Origin of the sequence: Sulfurimonas sp. (genome assembly GCF_028694895.1) — a bacterium.
Taxonomy (GTDB): domain Bacteria; phylum Campylobacterota; class Campylobacteria; order Campylobacterales; family Sulfurimonadaceae; genus Sulfurimonas.
Map to the genome: position 1 here is coordinate 1 of NZ_JAQVKA010000032.1, position 16,964 is coordinate 16,964.

18 protein-coding genes are annotated in these 16,964 nt (G+C 35.3%); 5 read left to right on the forward strand and 13 right to left on the reverse strand.

Features of this window, described 5'->3' with window-relative positions:
• The 11 genes from PHI38_RS05505 to PHI38_RS05555 form a co-directional block, all read right to left on the reverse strand.
• The coding region (locus PHI38_RS05505; protein WP_299853652.1) for a glutathionylspermidine synthase family protein at positions 1 to 1,112 on the reverse strand (1,112 nt) is incomplete at its 3' end.
• Between the two features lie 3 nt (positions 1,113 to 1,115).
• Positions 1,116 to 1,679, reverse strand: a complete 564-nt coding sequence (locus tag PHI38_RS05510; protein ID WP_299853654.1) for a hypothetical protein — start codon at positions 1,677 to 1,679, stop codon at positions 1,116 to 1,118.
• Complete coding sequence (locus tag PHI38_RS05515; RefSeq protein WP_299853656.1) at positions 1,679 to 2,119, reverse strand: hypothetical protein; 441 nt, start codon at positions 2,117 to 2,119, stop codon at positions 1,679 to 1,681. The genes PHI38_RS05510 and PHI38_RS05515 overlap by 1 nt, the downstream gene beginning before the upstream one ends.
• Entirely contained in the window at positions 2,116 to 2,547 is a 432-nt protein-coding gene (locus PHI38_RS05520) for a Sua5/YciO/YrdC/YwlC family protein (protein WP_299853658.1), read from the reverse strand. The genes PHI38_RS05515 and PHI38_RS05520 overlap by 4 nt, the downstream gene beginning before the upstream one ends.
• Positions 2,548 to 2,550: 3 nt before the next feature.
• A complete protein-coding gene (gene carB / locus PHI38_RS05525; protein ID WP_299853660.1) occupies positions 2,551 to 5,808 on the reverse strand; it encodes a carbamoyl-phosphate synthase large subunit in 3,258 nt (1,085 codons plus the stop codon).
• A 69-nt stretch (positions 5,809 to 5,877) separates the two neighbouring features.
• Complete coding sequence (gene mreC, locus PHI38_RS05530) at positions 5,878 to 6,639, reverse strand: rod shape-determining protein MreC (RefSeq protein ID WP_299853662.1); 762 nt, start codon at positions 6,637 to 6,639, stop codon at positions 5,878 to 5,880.
• Positions 6,632 to 7,669, reverse strand: coding sequence for a rod shape-determining protein (locus PHI38_RS05535; RefSeq protein WP_299853664.1), 1,038 nt, complete (start codon positions 7,667 to 7,669; stop codon positions 6,632 to 6,634). Before PHI38_RS05535 ends, mreC begins: the two co-directional genes overlap by 8 nt.
• Positions 7,670 to 7,678: 9 nt before the next feature.
• Entirely contained in the window at positions 7,679 to 8,920 is a 1,242-nt protein-coding gene (gene clpX / locus PHI38_RS05540; protein ID WP_299853666.1) for an ATP-dependent Clp protease ATP-binding subunit ClpX, read from the reverse strand.
• A complete protein-coding gene (lpxA, locus tag PHI38_RS05545) occupies positions 8,917 to 9,702 on the reverse strand; it encodes an acyl-ACP--UDP-N-acetylglucosamine O-acyltransferase (protein WP_299853668.1) in 786 nt (261 codons plus the stop codon). Before lpxA ends, clpX begins: the two co-directional genes overlap by 4 nt.
• Positions 9,702 to 10,148 carry a 3-hydroxyacyl-ACP dehydratase FabZ gene (fabZ, locus tag PHI38_RS05550; RefSeq protein WP_299853684.1) on the reverse strand — a complete coding sequence of 149 codons (447 nt, stop codon included), beginning with the start codon at positions 10,146 to 10,148 and terminating at the stop codon, positions 9,702 to 9,704. Before fabZ ends, lpxA begins: the two co-directional genes overlap by 1 nt.
• A 50-nt stretch (positions 10,149 to 10,198) precedes the next feature.
• Complete coding sequence (locus tag PHI38_RS05555; protein ID WP_299853670.1) at positions 10,199 to 11,281, reverse strand: epoxyqueuosine reductase QueH; 1,083 nt, start codon at positions 11,279 to 11,281, stop codon at positions 10,199 to 10,201.
• Between the two features lie 140 nt (positions 11,282 to 11,421).
• Between PHI38_RS05555 and PHI38_RS05560 the strand changes: the two genes are divergently transcribed.
• The gene (locus PHI38_RS05560) at positions 11,422 to 11,814 is read left to right on the forward strand and encodes a hypothetical protein (RefSeq protein WP_299853672.1); all 393 of its coding nucleotides are present in this window, start codon (positions 11,422 to 11,424) and stop codon (positions 11,812 to 11,814) included.
• Positions 11,815 to 11,865: 51 nt separating this feature from the next.
• Here PHI38_RS05560 and PHI38_RS05565 read toward each other — a convergent pair whose 3' ends face one another.
• Positions 11,866 to 12,369, reverse strand: a complete 504-nt coding sequence (locus PHI38_RS05565) for a peptidylprolyl isomerase (RefSeq protein ID WP_299853674.1) — start codon at positions 12,367 to 12,369, stop codon at positions 11,866 to 11,868.
• A 93-nt stretch (positions 12,370 to 12,462) separates the two neighbouring features.
• Here PHI38_RS05565 and PHI38_RS05570 point away from each other — a divergent pair, with 93 nt between their 5' ends.
• Positions 12,463 to 13,686, forward strand: a complete 1,224-nt coding sequence (locus PHI38_RS05570) for a HAMP domain-containing sensor histidine kinase (RefSeq protein WP_299853676.1) — start codon at positions 12,463 to 12,465, stop codon at positions 13,684 to 13,686.
• The gene (locus PHI38_RS05575) at positions 13,686 to 14,342 is read left to right on the forward strand and encodes a response regulator transcription factor (RefSeq protein ID WP_299853678.1); all 657 of its coding nucleotides are present in this window, start codon (positions 13,686 to 13,688) and stop codon (positions 14,340 to 14,342) included. The genes PHI38_RS05570 and PHI38_RS05575 overlap by 1 nt, the downstream gene beginning before the upstream one ends.
• Positions 14,343 to 14,346: 4 nt before the next feature.
• Here the strand turns inward: PHI38_RS05575 and PHI38_RS05580 are convergent, their stop codons facing one another.
• Positions 14,347 to 15,210, reverse strand: a complete 864-nt coding sequence (locus PHI38_RS05580) for a hypothetical protein (protein WP_299853680.1) — start codon at positions 15,208 to 15,210, stop codon at positions 14,347 to 14,349.
• 238 nt (positions 15,211 to 15,448) lie between these two features.
• Between PHI38_RS05580 and PHI38_RS05585 the strand changes: the two genes are divergently transcribed.
• Positions 15,449 to 16,801, forward strand: coding sequence for an OprD family outer membrane porin (locus PHI38_RS05585; protein ID WP_299853682.1), 1,353 nt, complete (start codon positions 15,449 to 15,451; stop codon positions 16,799 to 16,801).
• 22 nt (positions 16,802 to 16,823) lie between these two features.
• A partial coding sequence (locus PHI38_RS05590; protein WP_299853686.1) for a DUF485 domain-containing protein occupies positions 16,824 to 16,964 on the forward strand: 141 nt, incomplete at its 3' end.

Consider the following 16,964-nt stretch of genomic DNA (forward strand, 5'->3'; position numbering starts at 1 on the left):
AGTCCAGAAGCTTCATAGGCAAAGAATACTCCAGCTTGATATTTTGCTCCACTAGCATCTTTGTTTAACTCAACATGCTCTTGATAGACTTTTTTATGATTTTTATATGGTCCATCTTGCTCTTCTAGGGTAGCTCCATTTGCATCAACTATCGTTACGTTTGCTCCTTCTCTTCCAAAAACACTTTTTTGTACATGTTTTATTCCAACTAAAGGCTCAAACGAGGTTTTTAGAAGATATGGCGAATCAGGAAATAGATCATATAAAATCTTCAACATCCCTTTTGATTGAAAAAGAAGTGTATATGCTGGATTTAAAATAATAGCACTTTGATTTTGCATGATAGATGTTAGCATGGTAGCTAGTTCTGGCTCATCAGTTGCTATATCTTCCCAAGGGTAGAGTTTAAACCAATACTCGTATTGGTTATCATCTCTATCATATATACCGTCTTCATCAAACTTAACATCTCCAAGATACTCAAAACCAGTGTTAAACCCAGCATCAGTTGCAATCTGCTGAAGCAGTCTTGTAGTCGCTTCTTCTTCATCATTTCCAGCGATTGAGGAGAATAGTATCTTCCATCCATCATATCTCTCATCAAAGAGTTCTGTATCATCAAAGAGAGTAACTAGGCGTTTAAAGTTCTCTTTTATGGCTTCATATAGATTGTTAAACTGTTCTGATTCATCCATGTTATTGCTCTTTAAGAGGGCCCACTGTAGAAGTGCACTCTCAAAAAGTGATGTTGGGGTATCTGCATTAAACTCTAATAGTTTTATAGGTGCTACATTAATTCCGCCAGCAAAGTCAAATCTAGAGTAGATATGCCAGTGAACATCATTCTCCCAACTCTTCTTTATAGCCTCAATTAGATTAAAAGGGATACCTAGCTCAAAAAAGAGGTTATTTTCTATCACATACTCAGCTGCTTTAGCATACATATCATATATCTCATTTGCAGCCACGTAATAAGCCTCTGCTTCATCATGAGTTACGTTTACAAGAGTATCGCTTATATATCTGCTCTCATCGCTATCTGTATGCCATGTAAAGCCTAGCTCTTCAAGTTGCTCTGTTTTTAGAGGTTTGATTTTAGTTAAGTTTATCAAAAATTAACTCCCATAAGATTTGTTTGAGGTTGATGAGCCACTAGAGCCACCAAAGAAACTCTTCTTAGCAGATGATGAGCCCTTTGAGGCTCCACTTGCTGAGCGAGAGTAAGCGCTTTTGTTTACTGCAGATGACTTTGATGCAAAGTTCTTGTTATTCATCAAAGCATTTCCTATCATATTTCCTAAAAGCGAGCCTGCTGCAACTGCTAAAATTGTTCCGGCAAGGCCCATTCCAGCGCTTCCTTCATTGCTACTAATTGTCTCAGATGTGCCATCTTGAACTTTTTTATACTCCTGCTCAGCAAGAGCTTTCATCTCCGCTTCATTCATGAAACGCTCAGTTTTTCCTCCATTTGCATCTATCTCTCGGATGATAGCTCTGCTTGGGCCCTCAGTTGGCATCTCTTCTACTACAATGTATTTTCCATTTGCTTGTTGCTCAATTACTAGAAATTTATTTTGTTGTTGTTGCTCGCTTGATTCGCATCCGCTAAGAACGCCCATCATAATTATGCCAGCACTTCCAAGTGCTACACCGTTTGCAATTGAGTAGATATGTTTCATTAAATCAAATCCTTTTTCTTTATAGTTATTGTTTTAGAGAGTTCATTATCATAGAATGTTATCTCTTCTCTTCCATCATAAATAATATTACCAATATATGTAAATTTAGCGCTATGTAGCGTGATGTTTTTTTTCATAAACATTGCCTCTCCAGCCTTATAACCAATATTTTCAAACAGTGTAAGAGAAGTAAGTGTAGCTATTATTAGTATGGGTATAAGAGAAATCTTATAATTTTTAACATAGATTACCATCCATCCAAAGATGATAGATAAAGAGAAAAATAGATACCAGTTTTGATTATCTACAAATAAAATATTGTAATAGAGCTCTATGTTATAAAACTCTATATAGTGAAGCAATACTCCTAAAAAGAGAAAAAAATCTAGTATAAAAGTTATTAACATACCTGTTAGTAGTGCTTGAATTGCTTTGCTCATCTTAACCTTCTCCACTTTTTAGAGTTTATTTTTAGAAGTTTTGAAGAGCTATGCTCAACTAAGCCATCTATGTTTTCTACTATTATATCAGCTTTTGATTCGCAAAAATTTCTATCAAATTTCTCATTGCTTTTGTTTGCTGAAGTAGAATAAAACCATGGTGCAGCCCTTAATATCTGAGAATTAAGAGGTGAGGGCGCTACTCTAAATGAGAAGTTATTAATTATAAATGATGTTTTACTTGAGCGGCGAACTAGGTTTTTTCTACTATTAGGTACTCTATGAAAATCATTTAAAAAGCTCTTAAAATCTTGAAAAACTTTTATAAATTGTTTTGTTTGAGGACGGGATTTTATTTTGTATAGTTTTTTGGCATCTTGAGAGAGAAAACCGACAGTAGTGTCGGTTTGTGTAAGTACTACACTCATCTTTTATGCTAGAAAATCTTGCAGAGCTTTTGGAGAAGTCCAAGAGTCGTTTTTCATCTCTTTAAGAGCCAAAATAAGAGCTCTAGCAGCACTTAGAGTTGTAAAGTAAGGGATGTTTCTCTTTAGAACTTCTTGGCGAATAACTACAGCATCTTTTTTTGAAGTGTTGTTATCAGATGTATTTATAGCCATATCAATAGCATCATTTTTCATACTATCTTCAATATTTGGACGACCTTCTGAAATCTTTAAAACTACTTCACAAGGGATTCCAGCCTCTTCTATAATAGCTTGAGTTCCTTTTGTAGCAACTAGTTTAAAGCCATGCTCATGAAGCCCTTTTGCGATTTCAGGAGCATATTTTTTATCACTATCAACAAAAGATAAAAAGCATGTTCCTTTAGTGACGATTCTGTTTCCTGCAGCTATTTGAGCTTTTGCAAAACTGATTCCAAAGTTAGAGCTAATACCCATAACCTCGCCAGTTGATTTCATCTCAGGCCCTAGAACTAAATCTGCACCATAGAGTTTATGGAATGGAAATACTGCTTCTTTAACAGAAATATGACCTTTTAAGCGAGGCTTTAAAAGTCCATTTTCTTCCATGACAATATTGTACTTATCATAATATTTTAGAGCGTCTCTTAGAGTATCTCCAACCATAACACGAGTTGCAACTTTAGCAAGTGGCATACCTGTTGCCTTACTAACAAAAGGAACAGTTCTACTGGCTCTTGGATTTACTTCTATAAGATAAATCTCATCTTGATAGATTGCATACTGAACATTCATAAGACCATGAACACCAAGACCAAGTGCTATTGTTTTTGTTTGCGCTTCAACTTTGTCTATCATCTCTTTTGAGAGATTTACAGGAGGAAGTGAACATGCGCTGTCACCTGAGTGGATACCAGCCTCTTCGATATGTTGCATAACCGAACCTATATATACATCAGTACCGTCACATATAGCATCAACATCAAGCTCAATGGCTTGATCTAAAAACTTATCAACAAGAACTGGAGCGTCATTGCTTACTTTAACTGCTAAGTCCATATACTGACGCAACTCATCTTGAGAGTAAACTATTCTCATACCACGTCCGCCAAGAACATAAGATGGACGAACTAAAACAGGAAAACCAAGTTTTACAGCTATATCATGAGCCTCTTCTTTTGTACGAGCAAGACCGTTTGCAGGTTGTTTAAGCCCATGAGAGTTTACAAAGTCAGAAAATTGCTCTCTATCTTCAGCTAAATCAATTACACGTGAAGGAGTTCCAGCTATTTTTGCTCCTATATTAGTTAGAGCATTTGCAAGTTTTAGAGGAGTTTGCCCACCAAAATGTACAATTACGCCATCTGGTTTTTCATTTTCAATAACTTCTCTAACATGTTCAAAATCAATTGGTTCAAAGTAGAGTACATCTGAAGTATCATAATCCGTTGATACAGTCTCAGGATTACAGTTGTACATGATAGTCTCAATGCCCATCTCTTTAAGGGCGAACGCAGCATGAACACAACAGTAGTCAAACTCTATACCTTGTCCTATTCTATTTGGTCCACCGCCTAAAATTAGAACCTTTTTCGCCTCACTTACTCTGTTTTTTACATTTGGAAGTTTTGTGATGTTTGTTGTTGAGTAGAGATATGGAGTAAGTGCTTCAAACTCTGCAGCACATGTATCAACTTCGTTATACTCGAAGTTTACGCCTAAAGCTTTTCTAGCAATATAGACATCATCTTCTGTTGTTTTTGTATTTGAGTTTTTACTTATTAACTGAGAAATTCTCTTATCTGAGAAACCATCAACTTTTACGCTTCTCATAAACTCTTCATCGTTTAATATCTTCTTATCAATGATTGATTCAGTGTTTATCATCTCTTGTAATTGATATAAAAACCATGGATCAATCTGACACGTATCAAACATCTCTTCAATGCTCATGCCACGACGGAATCCCTCTGCAACATATAGAACTCTATCCGCATTTGGGCGACGAATTTCATGCTTAATAAAATCAAAATCAGCATCAATAGGGTCAAATCCACAGAGCCCAGTCTCTAGTGAGCAGAGAGCTTTTTGTATAGACTCTTTAAAAGTTCGACCAATAGCCATAACCTCGCCAACACTCTTCATGCTAGTGCTTAGTGTATTAACAGCTTCAGGAAATTTCTCAAAAGTAAAACGAGGGATTTTTGTAACAATATAGTCAATTACAGGTTCAAAAGACGCAGGAGTGCCTGTGATGTCGTTTGTAATCTCATCAAGTGTAAAACCAACCGCTAAAAGTGTTGCAACTTTTGCGATAGGATAACCTGTAGCTTTACTTGCAAGTGCAGAAGAGCGTGAAACACGAGGGTTCATCTCGATTACAATCATACGGCCAGTTTTAGGGTCAATTGAGAACTGAACGTTACTTCCGCCAGTATCAACGCCTATCTCTCTTAAAATATCAAAAGAAGCATTACGCATTCTTTGGTACTCTTTATCTGTTAGAGTTAGTGCAGGTGCAACTGTGATACTATCTCCAGTGTGAACACCCATTGGATCAAAGTTTTCAATAGCACAAACTATGATACAGTTATCCGCTTTATCACGGATAACTTCCATCTCATACTCTTTCCAACCAAGCATAGATTCCATAATCTCAATCTCATTTACAGGAGACGCTGAGATACCCTCTGCAGCTAGTTCTTTAAACTCTTCCATATTGTAAGCTACGCCGCTTCCACCGCCAGCTAGAGTAAAAGATGCTCTACTGATAACTGGAAAACCTATCTCCTTAGCTACTTCCATAGCCTCTTCAACACTATATGCGTTGCGACTTATTGGTAAATCCATACCGATTTTAACCATAGCTTCTGTAAAAGCTGAACGGTCTTCGCCTTTGTGTATAGCCTCAGGTGATGCACCTAAAAACTCGATACCTTCTAACATACCTTTTTTATACATGCTAGTAGCAACGTTTAGTGCTGTTTGTCCACCCATAGTAGGGAGGATTGCATCAACTTTTTCATCTTTTATAATTTTTGCAATTATATCTTCTCTAATAGGTTCAATATATGTTCTATCCGCAAATTCAGGGTCTGTCATAATGGTAGCAGGATTTGAGTTTATAAGGATTACGCGGTAACCTAACTCTTTGAGAGTTTTAACGGGTTGCGTTCCTGAGTAGTCAAATTCACAAGCTTGGCCGATAATAATCGGACCTGAACCAATGAGTAAGATAGTATGAATGTCTGTGCGTTTTGGCATTGTTGACCTTTAATATTTGTGCATAAAAATTTGCTTATTATAGGTAAAAGGCACTTAAAATTTGATGAGTTATTTGACTTTTTTAATCATATGAAAGTAGTTTGGAGTATTTGCTTTATAAAAAGGTTCTACAACTGCGCTTTGATACCCTTGCGATTTTGTAACAGATACTACAACTCCAACATTTAAACCCTCAAAAAAAATCTCATCTAAACCAGAAGTTATAACTTTATCTCCCTCTTTTATTGAAAACCATGCGGGTATAAATTTGACAATTAAGTAGTTAGAGTTATTTCCATGAGCGATACCTGGAGCATTTTGATCTCCTATATAAACAGCATAAGAGCTTTTTAAATCACTGTTTAAAAGTCCAAGCGGTCTATTGTTTTGAGGGATAACTATCCCAGCTACAAGGTTGTTGTATGCAAGACCATAAATCTTAGAGGCATTATAATCATCTATTTCTAACCATACTCTATTTAAATCACCAAACTTTTGGTACGAGATTGTTCTAACAAGCTCTACTTTTGGATCAATTTTTAGGTCTGAATTACTCTCTAAAAAAAGGTTATTAAGGTCATATGATAATTGCTCAATTATAAGACAAGAGTTTTCATATCTTCTTACTTTTTCATTAAGCTCTGCTATATGTTCTGCTTGAAAAAAGTGTTTTTGAACCTGTTTTTGTACAAATTCACTAGAGGCATGATAGTTGGTTTTGATTTTATTAAGTACAGATATAAAAGGAGATTGTATAACATCTGTATAATAGAGCGCACCCACTATAAGGGTGGTAAATATGAAAAAAAAGCTAAGAAGCCCTTTACTCATTTTCGAAAAGTTCTTGTAGCAAGTCTATCTCTTCTAGTGCGCGCCCAGTTCCTCTAGCAACTGCTAGTAGTGGCTCATCTGCTATGTATACAGGAATTTTTATAATATCTGAGAGATATTTATCTAGTTGGCGAATAAGTGCTCCACCACCAGTTAGGATGATTCCATGATTAACTATATCGCCAGCTAAATCTGGAGGCATCTGCTCTAGTACATCACGAAGTGCTTCTGAAATCTCTTTTAGTGGTTCTTTCATAGCTTCTCTAGCATCTTCACTTGTTAACTCAACTGAGCTCAAAAGTCCTTCAACTTGATCTCTTCCTGTGATTACCATCTTTAGTGGCTCTTCAAGAGTAACTGCTGTTCCTATGTTTATCTTTATCTCTTCAGCAACTCTCTCGCCAATTAAAAGGTTATATTTTCTTCTTACGTAGTTTACGATTGACTGATCTATCTTATCGCCTGCTGTTCTAATTGACTTTGAAAGAACTAGACCTCCAAGAGAGACAACACCTATCTCAGTAGTACCACCACCGATGTCAACAACTAAGTTTCCTTGAGGCTCACGGATGTCTATTCCAGCACCAATTGCTGCAGCCATTGGCTCTTCTATAAGAAAAACTTCACGTGCGCCAGCGCTTAGTGCTGATTCACGAACAGCTTTTCTCTCAACTTGAGTTAGTCCATAAGGAACACAGATAATAATTCTAGGACTAATAAGTGAAGTTCTTCCATGCGCTTTTTCAATGAATTTTCTAATCATTTTTTCAGTCATATCAAAGTCGGCAATAACACCATCTCTCATAGGACGAATAGCTTTTATGTTACCAGGAGTTTTACCAACCATCTCTTTAGCTTCATGTCCTACTGCCAAAACTCTTTGATGTCCAAACTTACCAGTTTTTACAGCAACTACTGAAGGCTCATTTATGATGATGCCTCTTCCTTTTGCAATTACAATCGTATTTGCTGTTCCTAAGTCTATAGATAAATCGTTTGAGAAAAGACCAATTAGTTTGTTAAATATCATTATTTTACCTTATGCAATTTGTTTTGAGTTTTTTTTGATATAGACAGGAGCTTCTCCATCATCTATTACAGCTTTTGTTACTAAAACTTCATAACCACCATACTCGGGGAGTTCATACATGATATCTATCATATTTTCTTCTAAAATTGCACGAAGACCACGAGCACCAGTTTTTCTTTTAATAGATTTTGCTGCTATTGCTCTTAGAGCGTCTTCTTCAAAATTTAGCTCAACGTTGTCTATTGAGAAGAGCTTTTTGTACTGTTTGATGATAGAGTTTTTAGGCTCAGTTAATATGCGAACCATATCATCTTCTGTAATCTCATTTAATGACGCAATTATTGGAAGACGTCCAACAAGCTCAGGAATAAGGCCATAGTTTACTAAGTCATCAGGTTCAACTGCGTCATAGCTCATTTTTTGCTCTTTTTTGCTTTTCTTCTCATGACCAAAACCTAAAACATTTTCACCTTGTTTCTTCTTTAGTATCTCATCAAGCCCATCAAATGCACCGCCACAGATAAAAAGAATTCCAGTTGTATCAATCGCTATAAAATCTTGGTTTGGATGTTTTCTTCCACCTTTTGGTGGGATGTTTACAACAGCGCCCTCTATGATTTTTAAAAGAGCTTGCTGTACGCCTTCTCCTGAAACATCACGTGTGATAGAGCGATTTTCACTCATACGAGAAATTTTATCAATCTCATCTATAAAGACTATTCCTCTTTGTGCTCGCTCTACATCCCCATCAGCTGCTTGAAGAAGTTTAGTTAGAATGTTCTCAACATCTTCTCCAACATATCCAGCTTCTGTTAAACTAGTAGCATCAGCAATTGCGATAGGGACATTTAAAACTCTTGCAATTGTTTGAGCCATAAGTGTTTTTCCACTTCCAGTTGGCCCAATAAGAAGCACGTTTGATTTTGCTATCTCAGTATCATCATCTTTTGTTGTATGAGTTTTAAAGATTCTTTTGTAATGGTTATAAACAGCAACACTCAGAAGCTTTCTAGCTCTCTCTTGCCCAATAATATAATCAGCTAAAAAAAGATTTAACTCTTTTGGAGTCATAAGAGTGCTGTTCTCATCATTTAATTCATTATCCGCAGATGAGTGAATTTTATCATCTCCAAACATTATCTTATATGCAGAAGTAACACAATTTTTACATATATAAACGCTATTTCCTGCTATTAGTGGATTTTCATCACTCTCTTGTGCATTACAAAAGCTACATGATCTAATTATCATAGATGTTTCCTTTCATACGGAATACCGCGTTTAGTTTTAAGAACAAAGTTGCACAATGACTGAACATGGTGGCTCGTAGTATGTTCAAGTATATCATTTGCCGCATCTTTGAGAGATTTTCCAGCTTCAAAAAGCTCTTTATATGCTGATTTTATCTCATCAATCTCTTCACGTTCTATGTTTCTTCTTAAACCTGTTAGGTTAAGTCCTCTAAGTGTTGCGCGATTTCCCTCTGCCATACAAAACGGAGGTACATCTTGAGCTAGAGCAGAAGCACCTGCTACCATAGCGTATTCACCTATATGAACAAACTGATGTATAGGTGTCATTCCGCCAATTACAGAGTAGTCACCCATCTCAACATGCCCTGCAAGAGTTGCAGCATTTGCCAAGATGCAGTGATTGCCAATAATAACATCATGTCCTATATGAACATAACCCATAAAAAGGTTGTGTGAGCCGATAATAGTTTTTCCACCTCCGCCTTTTGTACCAGGGTTAAAGAGTGTAAACTCTCTAATTTTGTTGTTATCACCAATGATAAGTTCCACGTCTTCACCAGCAAATTTCAGATCTTGTGGCACTGAACCAATTACGGCATGTGAGAAGATATGGTTATTTTTACCTATGGTTGTTTTGCCATAAATACAGCTGTTTTGCTCTATCTTTGTTCCATCACCGATTGTAGCATCAGAAGAGATGAAGCAGTAAGCTCCTATCTCAACATCTTTGCCTATGACCGCACCATCTTCTATGATTGCAAGTGGAGAAATTTTGCTCATTATTTATCCACAATCATAGCTTTTAGTTCTGCTTCTGAAACCAAAACATCATCAACAAATGCTTTGCCATCAAGAACCCAGATTTGGCCTTTGTTTTTTATAACGCTAATGCGGTACTCAAGTCTATCTCCCGGTTTTACAGGAGCGCGAAATTTTGCTCTATCAATGCTCATAAAATAAACAACTTTTGAAGCAGCTTCTTCTTCTGTCATGTTACCCATGCTCTTAAACGCAAGTATGCCGCCAGCTTGAGCCATACCTTCTAAGATCATAACACCTGGATATATCGGATGGCCTGGAAAGTGGCCTTGAAAAACATTGTCCCCGATTGTTACGTTTTTATAACCTATTAGTGATTCATTTTCTTTAATTTCTGTAACTCTGTCTAAAAGTAAAAATGGATAGCGATGTGGAATAATTTTTTGAATTTCAATGACGTCCATAATCATATACAAAAGCCTTTATAATAATTTCGGCTATTTTAGCAAAAGAAACATTATATAATGATTAGTTTTTCTCTGACGTCTTCGTAAGTTTTTGCATCAAGCTCTATAAAGAGCTTTGTTTTTGGGATTTCATCAACAATAATAATAGGGCTTAAATCGTAGCTCAAAGATAGCAAAGTATCTCTAAATTTTATCTCTTCTGTAACGCTTGGAGGGCTAAAGATAAGCTCTTTAGTATTTTTATAATTTAGGTTACATGTTGAGTTAAAAAATTCTAAAGTTACAAATTTTATCTCTTCACGGTTAAAATAGTAAATATTTTTAGAGTTAAATTCTATATTTCCATTTGCTTTTTTTCGTGGAAGATTAGAGTAAAAAAGAGCATAAGCATCTATGATTTCATCTTTGCCTGCATAGAGTTTAAAGCTAAATTGACGATAGTTTAAAAACTTCTCTCTGATGATTTTATAAGCAATACCTTTTTCTTCGAGCTCATTTCTTCGCTCATACATCTCAAGTCTCTCCTCGATGCTAGATGGTTGAATCTGATTTGATATGTGAGAGAACATCTCATCCATAAGGCGATCTTGTTGATAGCGTTGCATGGTTAGTCCATATATACATCCACAGTAATCTTGACGGTAAAGTTGTTCCTCTTTTGTAACACGGCTCTGTTCCTGCGTTCCACCATCTTTTCTGTAGTCATAAAAGATAAACTCAACCCCATGCTCTTTGAAAAATTTATCACCGCTTACTTTTAGCTGCTCTTGAGACTTTAAAGGGCTTACAAGTAGAGTTGTTGTAACACTTTTCTCACCCAACTCAAGAGCTTTTCTTGCACTTACATCAAATCTTTTATCAAAGCAAACTTCACATCTCTTGCCCTTCTCAGGCTCATTTTCTAACCCTCGTACAGCTTGCATCCAAGCTTCAAAATCATACTCTCCCTCAAGAAGTTCAATGCCTAATTTTTTGCATGAGCGCCTTACATCAAGAAGACGAAGTTGGTATTCTGAATAGGGATGAATATTTGGGTCATAAAAAAAGCCAGTAAGTTTTTCATCTGGATAATCAAGTTGAAGTTTTTCTAAGAAGAAGTGTGAATCTACACTACAACAGATGTGAACAAGCATCTATTTTTACCTTTTTTTGTGAAAGTATAGCAAAATACCTCTCTTCTTCTGCCTCTTAAGAGATTAAACTAACTAGGCAATACTATTTATTAAATACTTTATATGGGAAAATAAGGTAGATTATTAAACAAGGAAAACAGATGAAAAAATTGATTTTAATAATATTGTTTTTATATATGCCGCTTAATGCTTTTGAGGATTTAAAATCACTCTCACAGCTAAAAGAGCATAGTCTGGTGTTCTTAGTTTTTGAGAAACATGGGTGTCCATGGTGCACAAAATATGACATTGAATTAGGAATTAAGATTATAGATAAATATGGCAAAGATATAAAATTTTTTAAAGTTGAGAAAGGGAGTGAAATGTTTTCACAATTGAGAAAAGAGTTTAAACTCAAAATCATAATCTATCCTATGACCTATATTCTTAAACTAAATGATAAAAATGTACCTGAAATAATTGATGAGATATATGGATATCAGACTGAGGAGTATGTAGAAGAACTACTTTTAAAGAATTTTTTGATTAAATAAAGAGGTGCTTTTGTAAAACTTCTACCTCGTAAGAGGCAGAGTTATATAGTTTTATGAACGAGTTTTAAAAACTTCAATAGTGTTAATATCGTCTTGACCTCTTATGCTATCTAGTGTAGCAAAACTCTCTTCATCACCATCCTCAATAGCTCCAAAAACAGTATGTACGCCATCTAAATGTGGAGTAGGTACAAAAGTGATAAAGAACTGGCTTCCACCAGTGTTAGGTCCAGCGTGAGCCATTGAGAGTGCGCCACGTTTGTGTTTTGTAACATTTGTTTTTGTTTCACACTCAATTGCCCAGTCTGGTCCGCCTGTGCCTGTTCCGCTTGGACAACCACCTTGAGCCATAAATCCTGGGATTACACGGTGAAAGCTAAGGTCGTTATAAAAACCTGACTCGCTTAAGTGTGCAAAGTTTGCAACAGTATTTGGAGCTTCTTCTGGAAGAAGTTTTACCCAAATAACGCCTTTACTTGTTGTGATTTTTGCCCACTGAAACTTAGCTATCTCTTCAACGCTTAACTCGTATTTTCTTAGTTTTCTTCCAAACATATAGAACCTTTATGTAAATATTTTTTGAAATTATAGTCTAAATATTTTAAACAGATGTTTTTGCCAAAAAAATAATAAGTGTATAATCCATTTATGAAAGTAAAATCACTCTTTAAACAAATTAGTATAAAACAAGCAGACATTATTACTATTTTGGTTATATTTTTCTTTACGCTGGTTTTCGTTGGGCTTCTTGTAGAAGAGCTTTACAACGAGTATGAAATAGCTCTTGAGCAGAGTTATGTAGTAAAAGATCCACTCATCTTAGATAGCACTATATTAGAGCAAAATCAAAAAAAATTAAAAACACTCCTTATAAAAACAGTCTTAGCAATAGTAACTCTCTCCTTTATCATTTTTGCCATATTTTTAGGGTTAAATACGCTCTTTAACAAACTACTTCAAAGAGATATAAGAACATTTTTAGATGTTTTTAAAAATGCTATTAATAAAGAAGAGAAGATAGATTCAACGCCTATATTTTTTTATGACTTTAAGATAATGGTAGGTTATGCAAATGAGATGGTTAGTAAAATAAATGAGCAAAAAAATTCCCTTAAAGAGCTTAATTTTGGGCTTGAAGAGAGAGTAAAAGTAAAGACTGCTGCACTACTCGAGATAAATAAAAACTTAGAAGAAGAGAAGACATTTTCACAAGATTTACTAAAAGCTCAAAAAGAGTTTTTACGTTATACAGTTCATGAAACAAACACGCCTCTTAGCGTTATTTTGACAAGTATTGAGCTCTATCTTATGAAAAATCCAAAAGATAGACAGCTCTCAAAAATAGAGGCTGCTGCAAAAAATATCTTTAGTATTTATGATGATTTGAGTTATCTTGTAAAAAAAGACCATGTTGAGTACAAAAAGAGCGTGATAAATCTGAATAATTTTCTAAGTAGCAGAATAGATTTTTTTAAAGATGTGGCAGAGTTTTCTCTTATAACTTTTAATTACAATTTAGCGCAACATGAACTTCATGTTCACTTCAATGAAACTAAACTTCAAAGAATAATCGACAATACTCTCACAAATGCAATCAAATACACACTACCAAATGAGAGTGTAGAGGTAACGCTTAAAAAAGTTGGCTCATATGCAGAGTTTATAGTAAGTAGCAAGTCAAAGATAATCCAAGATACCGATAAGGTTTTTGATGCTTATTATAGAGAAAGAGAAGATAAAAGTAGAGATGGCTTTGGACTTGGACTTAGACTTGTTAAGAGTATATGTGATGAAGAGGGCGTTAATGTAAGTGTTTTTTCCGATGACTCCCTAACTACATTCATATATCAGTTTAAGATGATGGGGGATTGATGAAGATACTTCTTTTAGAAGATGAAGTCATGCTAAATGAGTCAATTTCTGAATACCTTGAATCTGAGGGACATAGTGTAGAGGGCTTCTTTAACGGTCTTAAAGCACTTGAAGCCATAAAAGAGAACTCGTATGACTTGCTTGTTTTGGATATCAATGTTCCAGGGATTGATGGACTTACTTTTTTAGAGAAGATTCATGAACTAAAAATTCACGTAAGTGTTATCTATATAAGTGCGCTTGTGGATATAGAGGACATCTCAAGAGCATATACTCTTGGGTGTCATGACTATCTAAAGAAGCCGTTTCACCTAAAAGAGTTATCTTTGAGAGTGGATAGGATAAAGCTCTCAAGCGTAGTACCTAGAGTTCATCTAAGGCTTTGTAAAAACTATAGTTATGATCAAGAAAACAGCACACTTCTTTTTAATCAAGAGGTTCAAATACTCACAAAACGTCAAGCTCAGATAATTGACTTGCTCTCAAGAAACAGAGGCAGAATAGTTGATTTTGAACAGTTTCAAACCTATGTTTGGAGCGAGCAGATAGTTGACAATGCAACTATCCGAGCTGAGATAAACAGACTCAAAAAAAACCTAAAAGAAGACTTCATCATCAATGTCCGAGGCATGGGGTATATGATAGACAAACCCTAGCCAATCACTCCTCTTGCTGTGTTGACTCTTGTATGGTTTTATAGAAGTAACCAAGGCCAATAAGCATGATTGTTGTTCCAATTAGAAGATAAAAGGCAGATAACATCTTATCTGTATCATCAAGAGCTATTTTAAATACCACCATCAGAGTCTCGATTGAAAGTGCAATAATGATTGAGATTAAAAACTTTCCAAGAACTTTATACTGCTTGTCCTCTGACTGATGAAATGACTGATATATAACTTCATGCTCAAAAATCTGTTTTGCAAGGTCGTAGATTGCAAGGCCTAGAGTCATTGAAATGATGGATTTAAATATATCATGTAAAAAATTTGCAGTATTTAAAGAAAATAGTAGTGCAAAAAAGACATATCCACCATATACTATAAGTGCGATGGCAACAAGAGCTAGCATTGTCGAGCCAAAGAAGTAGATAACACGCTTTATCTTATCATGAGTAGAGTTATATTCTATAAGCTTTAAATCCTCTAAAAGATAGATAAGGTTAATGTCAAATACACAATAAGAAGAGTTTTTATAGTGAACGATACTTATACTTGCTTTTCCTGTTTTATGATGAATGTATGGGTTAGAGATATATATATCATCATTGTCTAGTTCAAGTTTTATAAAGTAGTGGCTCTTGTTGTTTCCAAGTTGTGATGAGTCAGACTCTTTTTTTGAGATTACAGGTGTTGATTGTTTAAACTCTGAATCAACACCATACATCAACTGTATAAATCTGTTTTTCTTTAAAATTTGTGAAGGGTCTTTTATATAGTCCTTAGGAAGACTCTTTATAAATGTTTTTAAAAAAGAATCAACGTTTATTTTTTGCGCTCTATACGCGTTTATAACTGCTTTCATAACTTTTATCCATTATATAAATTTTGTCTATTGGTGTAGATTATAATCTAGTTTGTTAATATATTGGATAAAGAAACAGAGTGCTTATTTATTTAAGGCAGATTAAATCTTTAAAATAGTTACTTTTTTACACATATTTTTTTAGAATCTTTGCCCAATATATTTTTTTTTATCAATGCTATGTTCATGCTATTTTTCTACTTTAGGATTAAGAGTTTATTTTAGAAAAGGGGAAATTATGAGTAAACAGATAGGACTAAGTGCTTTAGTTGCTAGCATGGTGTTAATCTCTTCATTAAATGGGGCTGATGATATTAACACTATGTTTAGCGAGGGCAAGGTAAGCGGACAAGCTCGTATGTTTTATATAGATAGAGAGTATCAAGGAAGCGCAGGAACTAGAACTCATAGAGGCTCAACTGCTATTGGTGGATATATAAAGTATGAAACAGCTGAGCTAGAGGGCTTTAATCTGGGTGCTGCTTTTTATACAACAAATAAGCTTGACTCAAGAAATACTATAGATCAAACGCTTCTTGGACAAGACAACGATAACTACACAATTCTTGGAGAAGCGTATCTTCAGTATAAACATGCGAACACATCATTTAAAGGTGGGCGTCAAAAGCTCTCAACGCCTATGCTTGGCGATGATGATGCTAGAATGATTCCAAACCTTTTTGAGGCGTATGTTTTAACAAACAAAGATATTGCCAATACTACATTGACTCTAGGCCATGTAACAAAATTTGCTCAAGGAACGTTTGGTAGAGTATATAGCGCTACACCAACTGCAACAAACGCAAATAAGTTGTTATCTGCAATATCTGGTTACTCATATGTTGATAGTTTAAATCAAACTGGAGAGTTTAAAAATGTAGGAGATTATGCTTTTGGCAACTCAACTGATGGTATCACGATGGCATCTATTACATATACAGGTATACAGAACTTAAAACTAACTCTTTGGGATTATTATGCACATGACATTATGAACATTGTTTATGGTGAGGCAGATATCTCATGGAGTTGTTTGATAACTGATGCGATTAAGCCTTATGCTGGAGTTCAAGTGATTAAAGAGGATTCCGTAGGAGATGAGGTAGGTGGAGATATCAACAGTAGATATGCTGCTGCAAAGCTTGGCTTTAAAGTAGAAAACTTTGACCTCTCTTTTGCTTACTCTAAAACTGGCGATAACGACTCTTCTGAGGCAGCTGCTGGTGGAGTTGCAAATGCAATTATCTCTCCATGGGGCGGAACTCCTGCTTATACTCAAGGGATGGTTACTCGTCATGCTTTTATGGCTGGAACGGCAGCTAGTAAAGTAACTGCTAGTTATAATTTTAAAGATACAGGAGCAAATTTAATAACATCGGCGTACTACGCGGAGTTTGATATGGATAAAAACAGTGGATATGGATTAGAGAGAACTGCTAGTGAAGCTGGATTTGATGCTATTTACAATCTGCAAGAGATAAAAAACTTGCAACTTCGTCTTCGCGGAAACTTCCCAAGAGGATATGCAGCAAATTCAAGTGGAACAACTGGCTGGAATGAGTATAGATTTATAGTAAACTACAATTTCTAAGGAGAAATAGATGAACAAAGAAATGATTGAAAAGATAAAAAACGACCCAAATTATCAAGAGTTGATTAGTAAGAGAAATGGCTTTGCCATAAAGTTAACTATCTTGATGCTTAGTGTCTATTTTGCTTTTATATTGACGATAGCGTTTGACCCATCGGTTTTA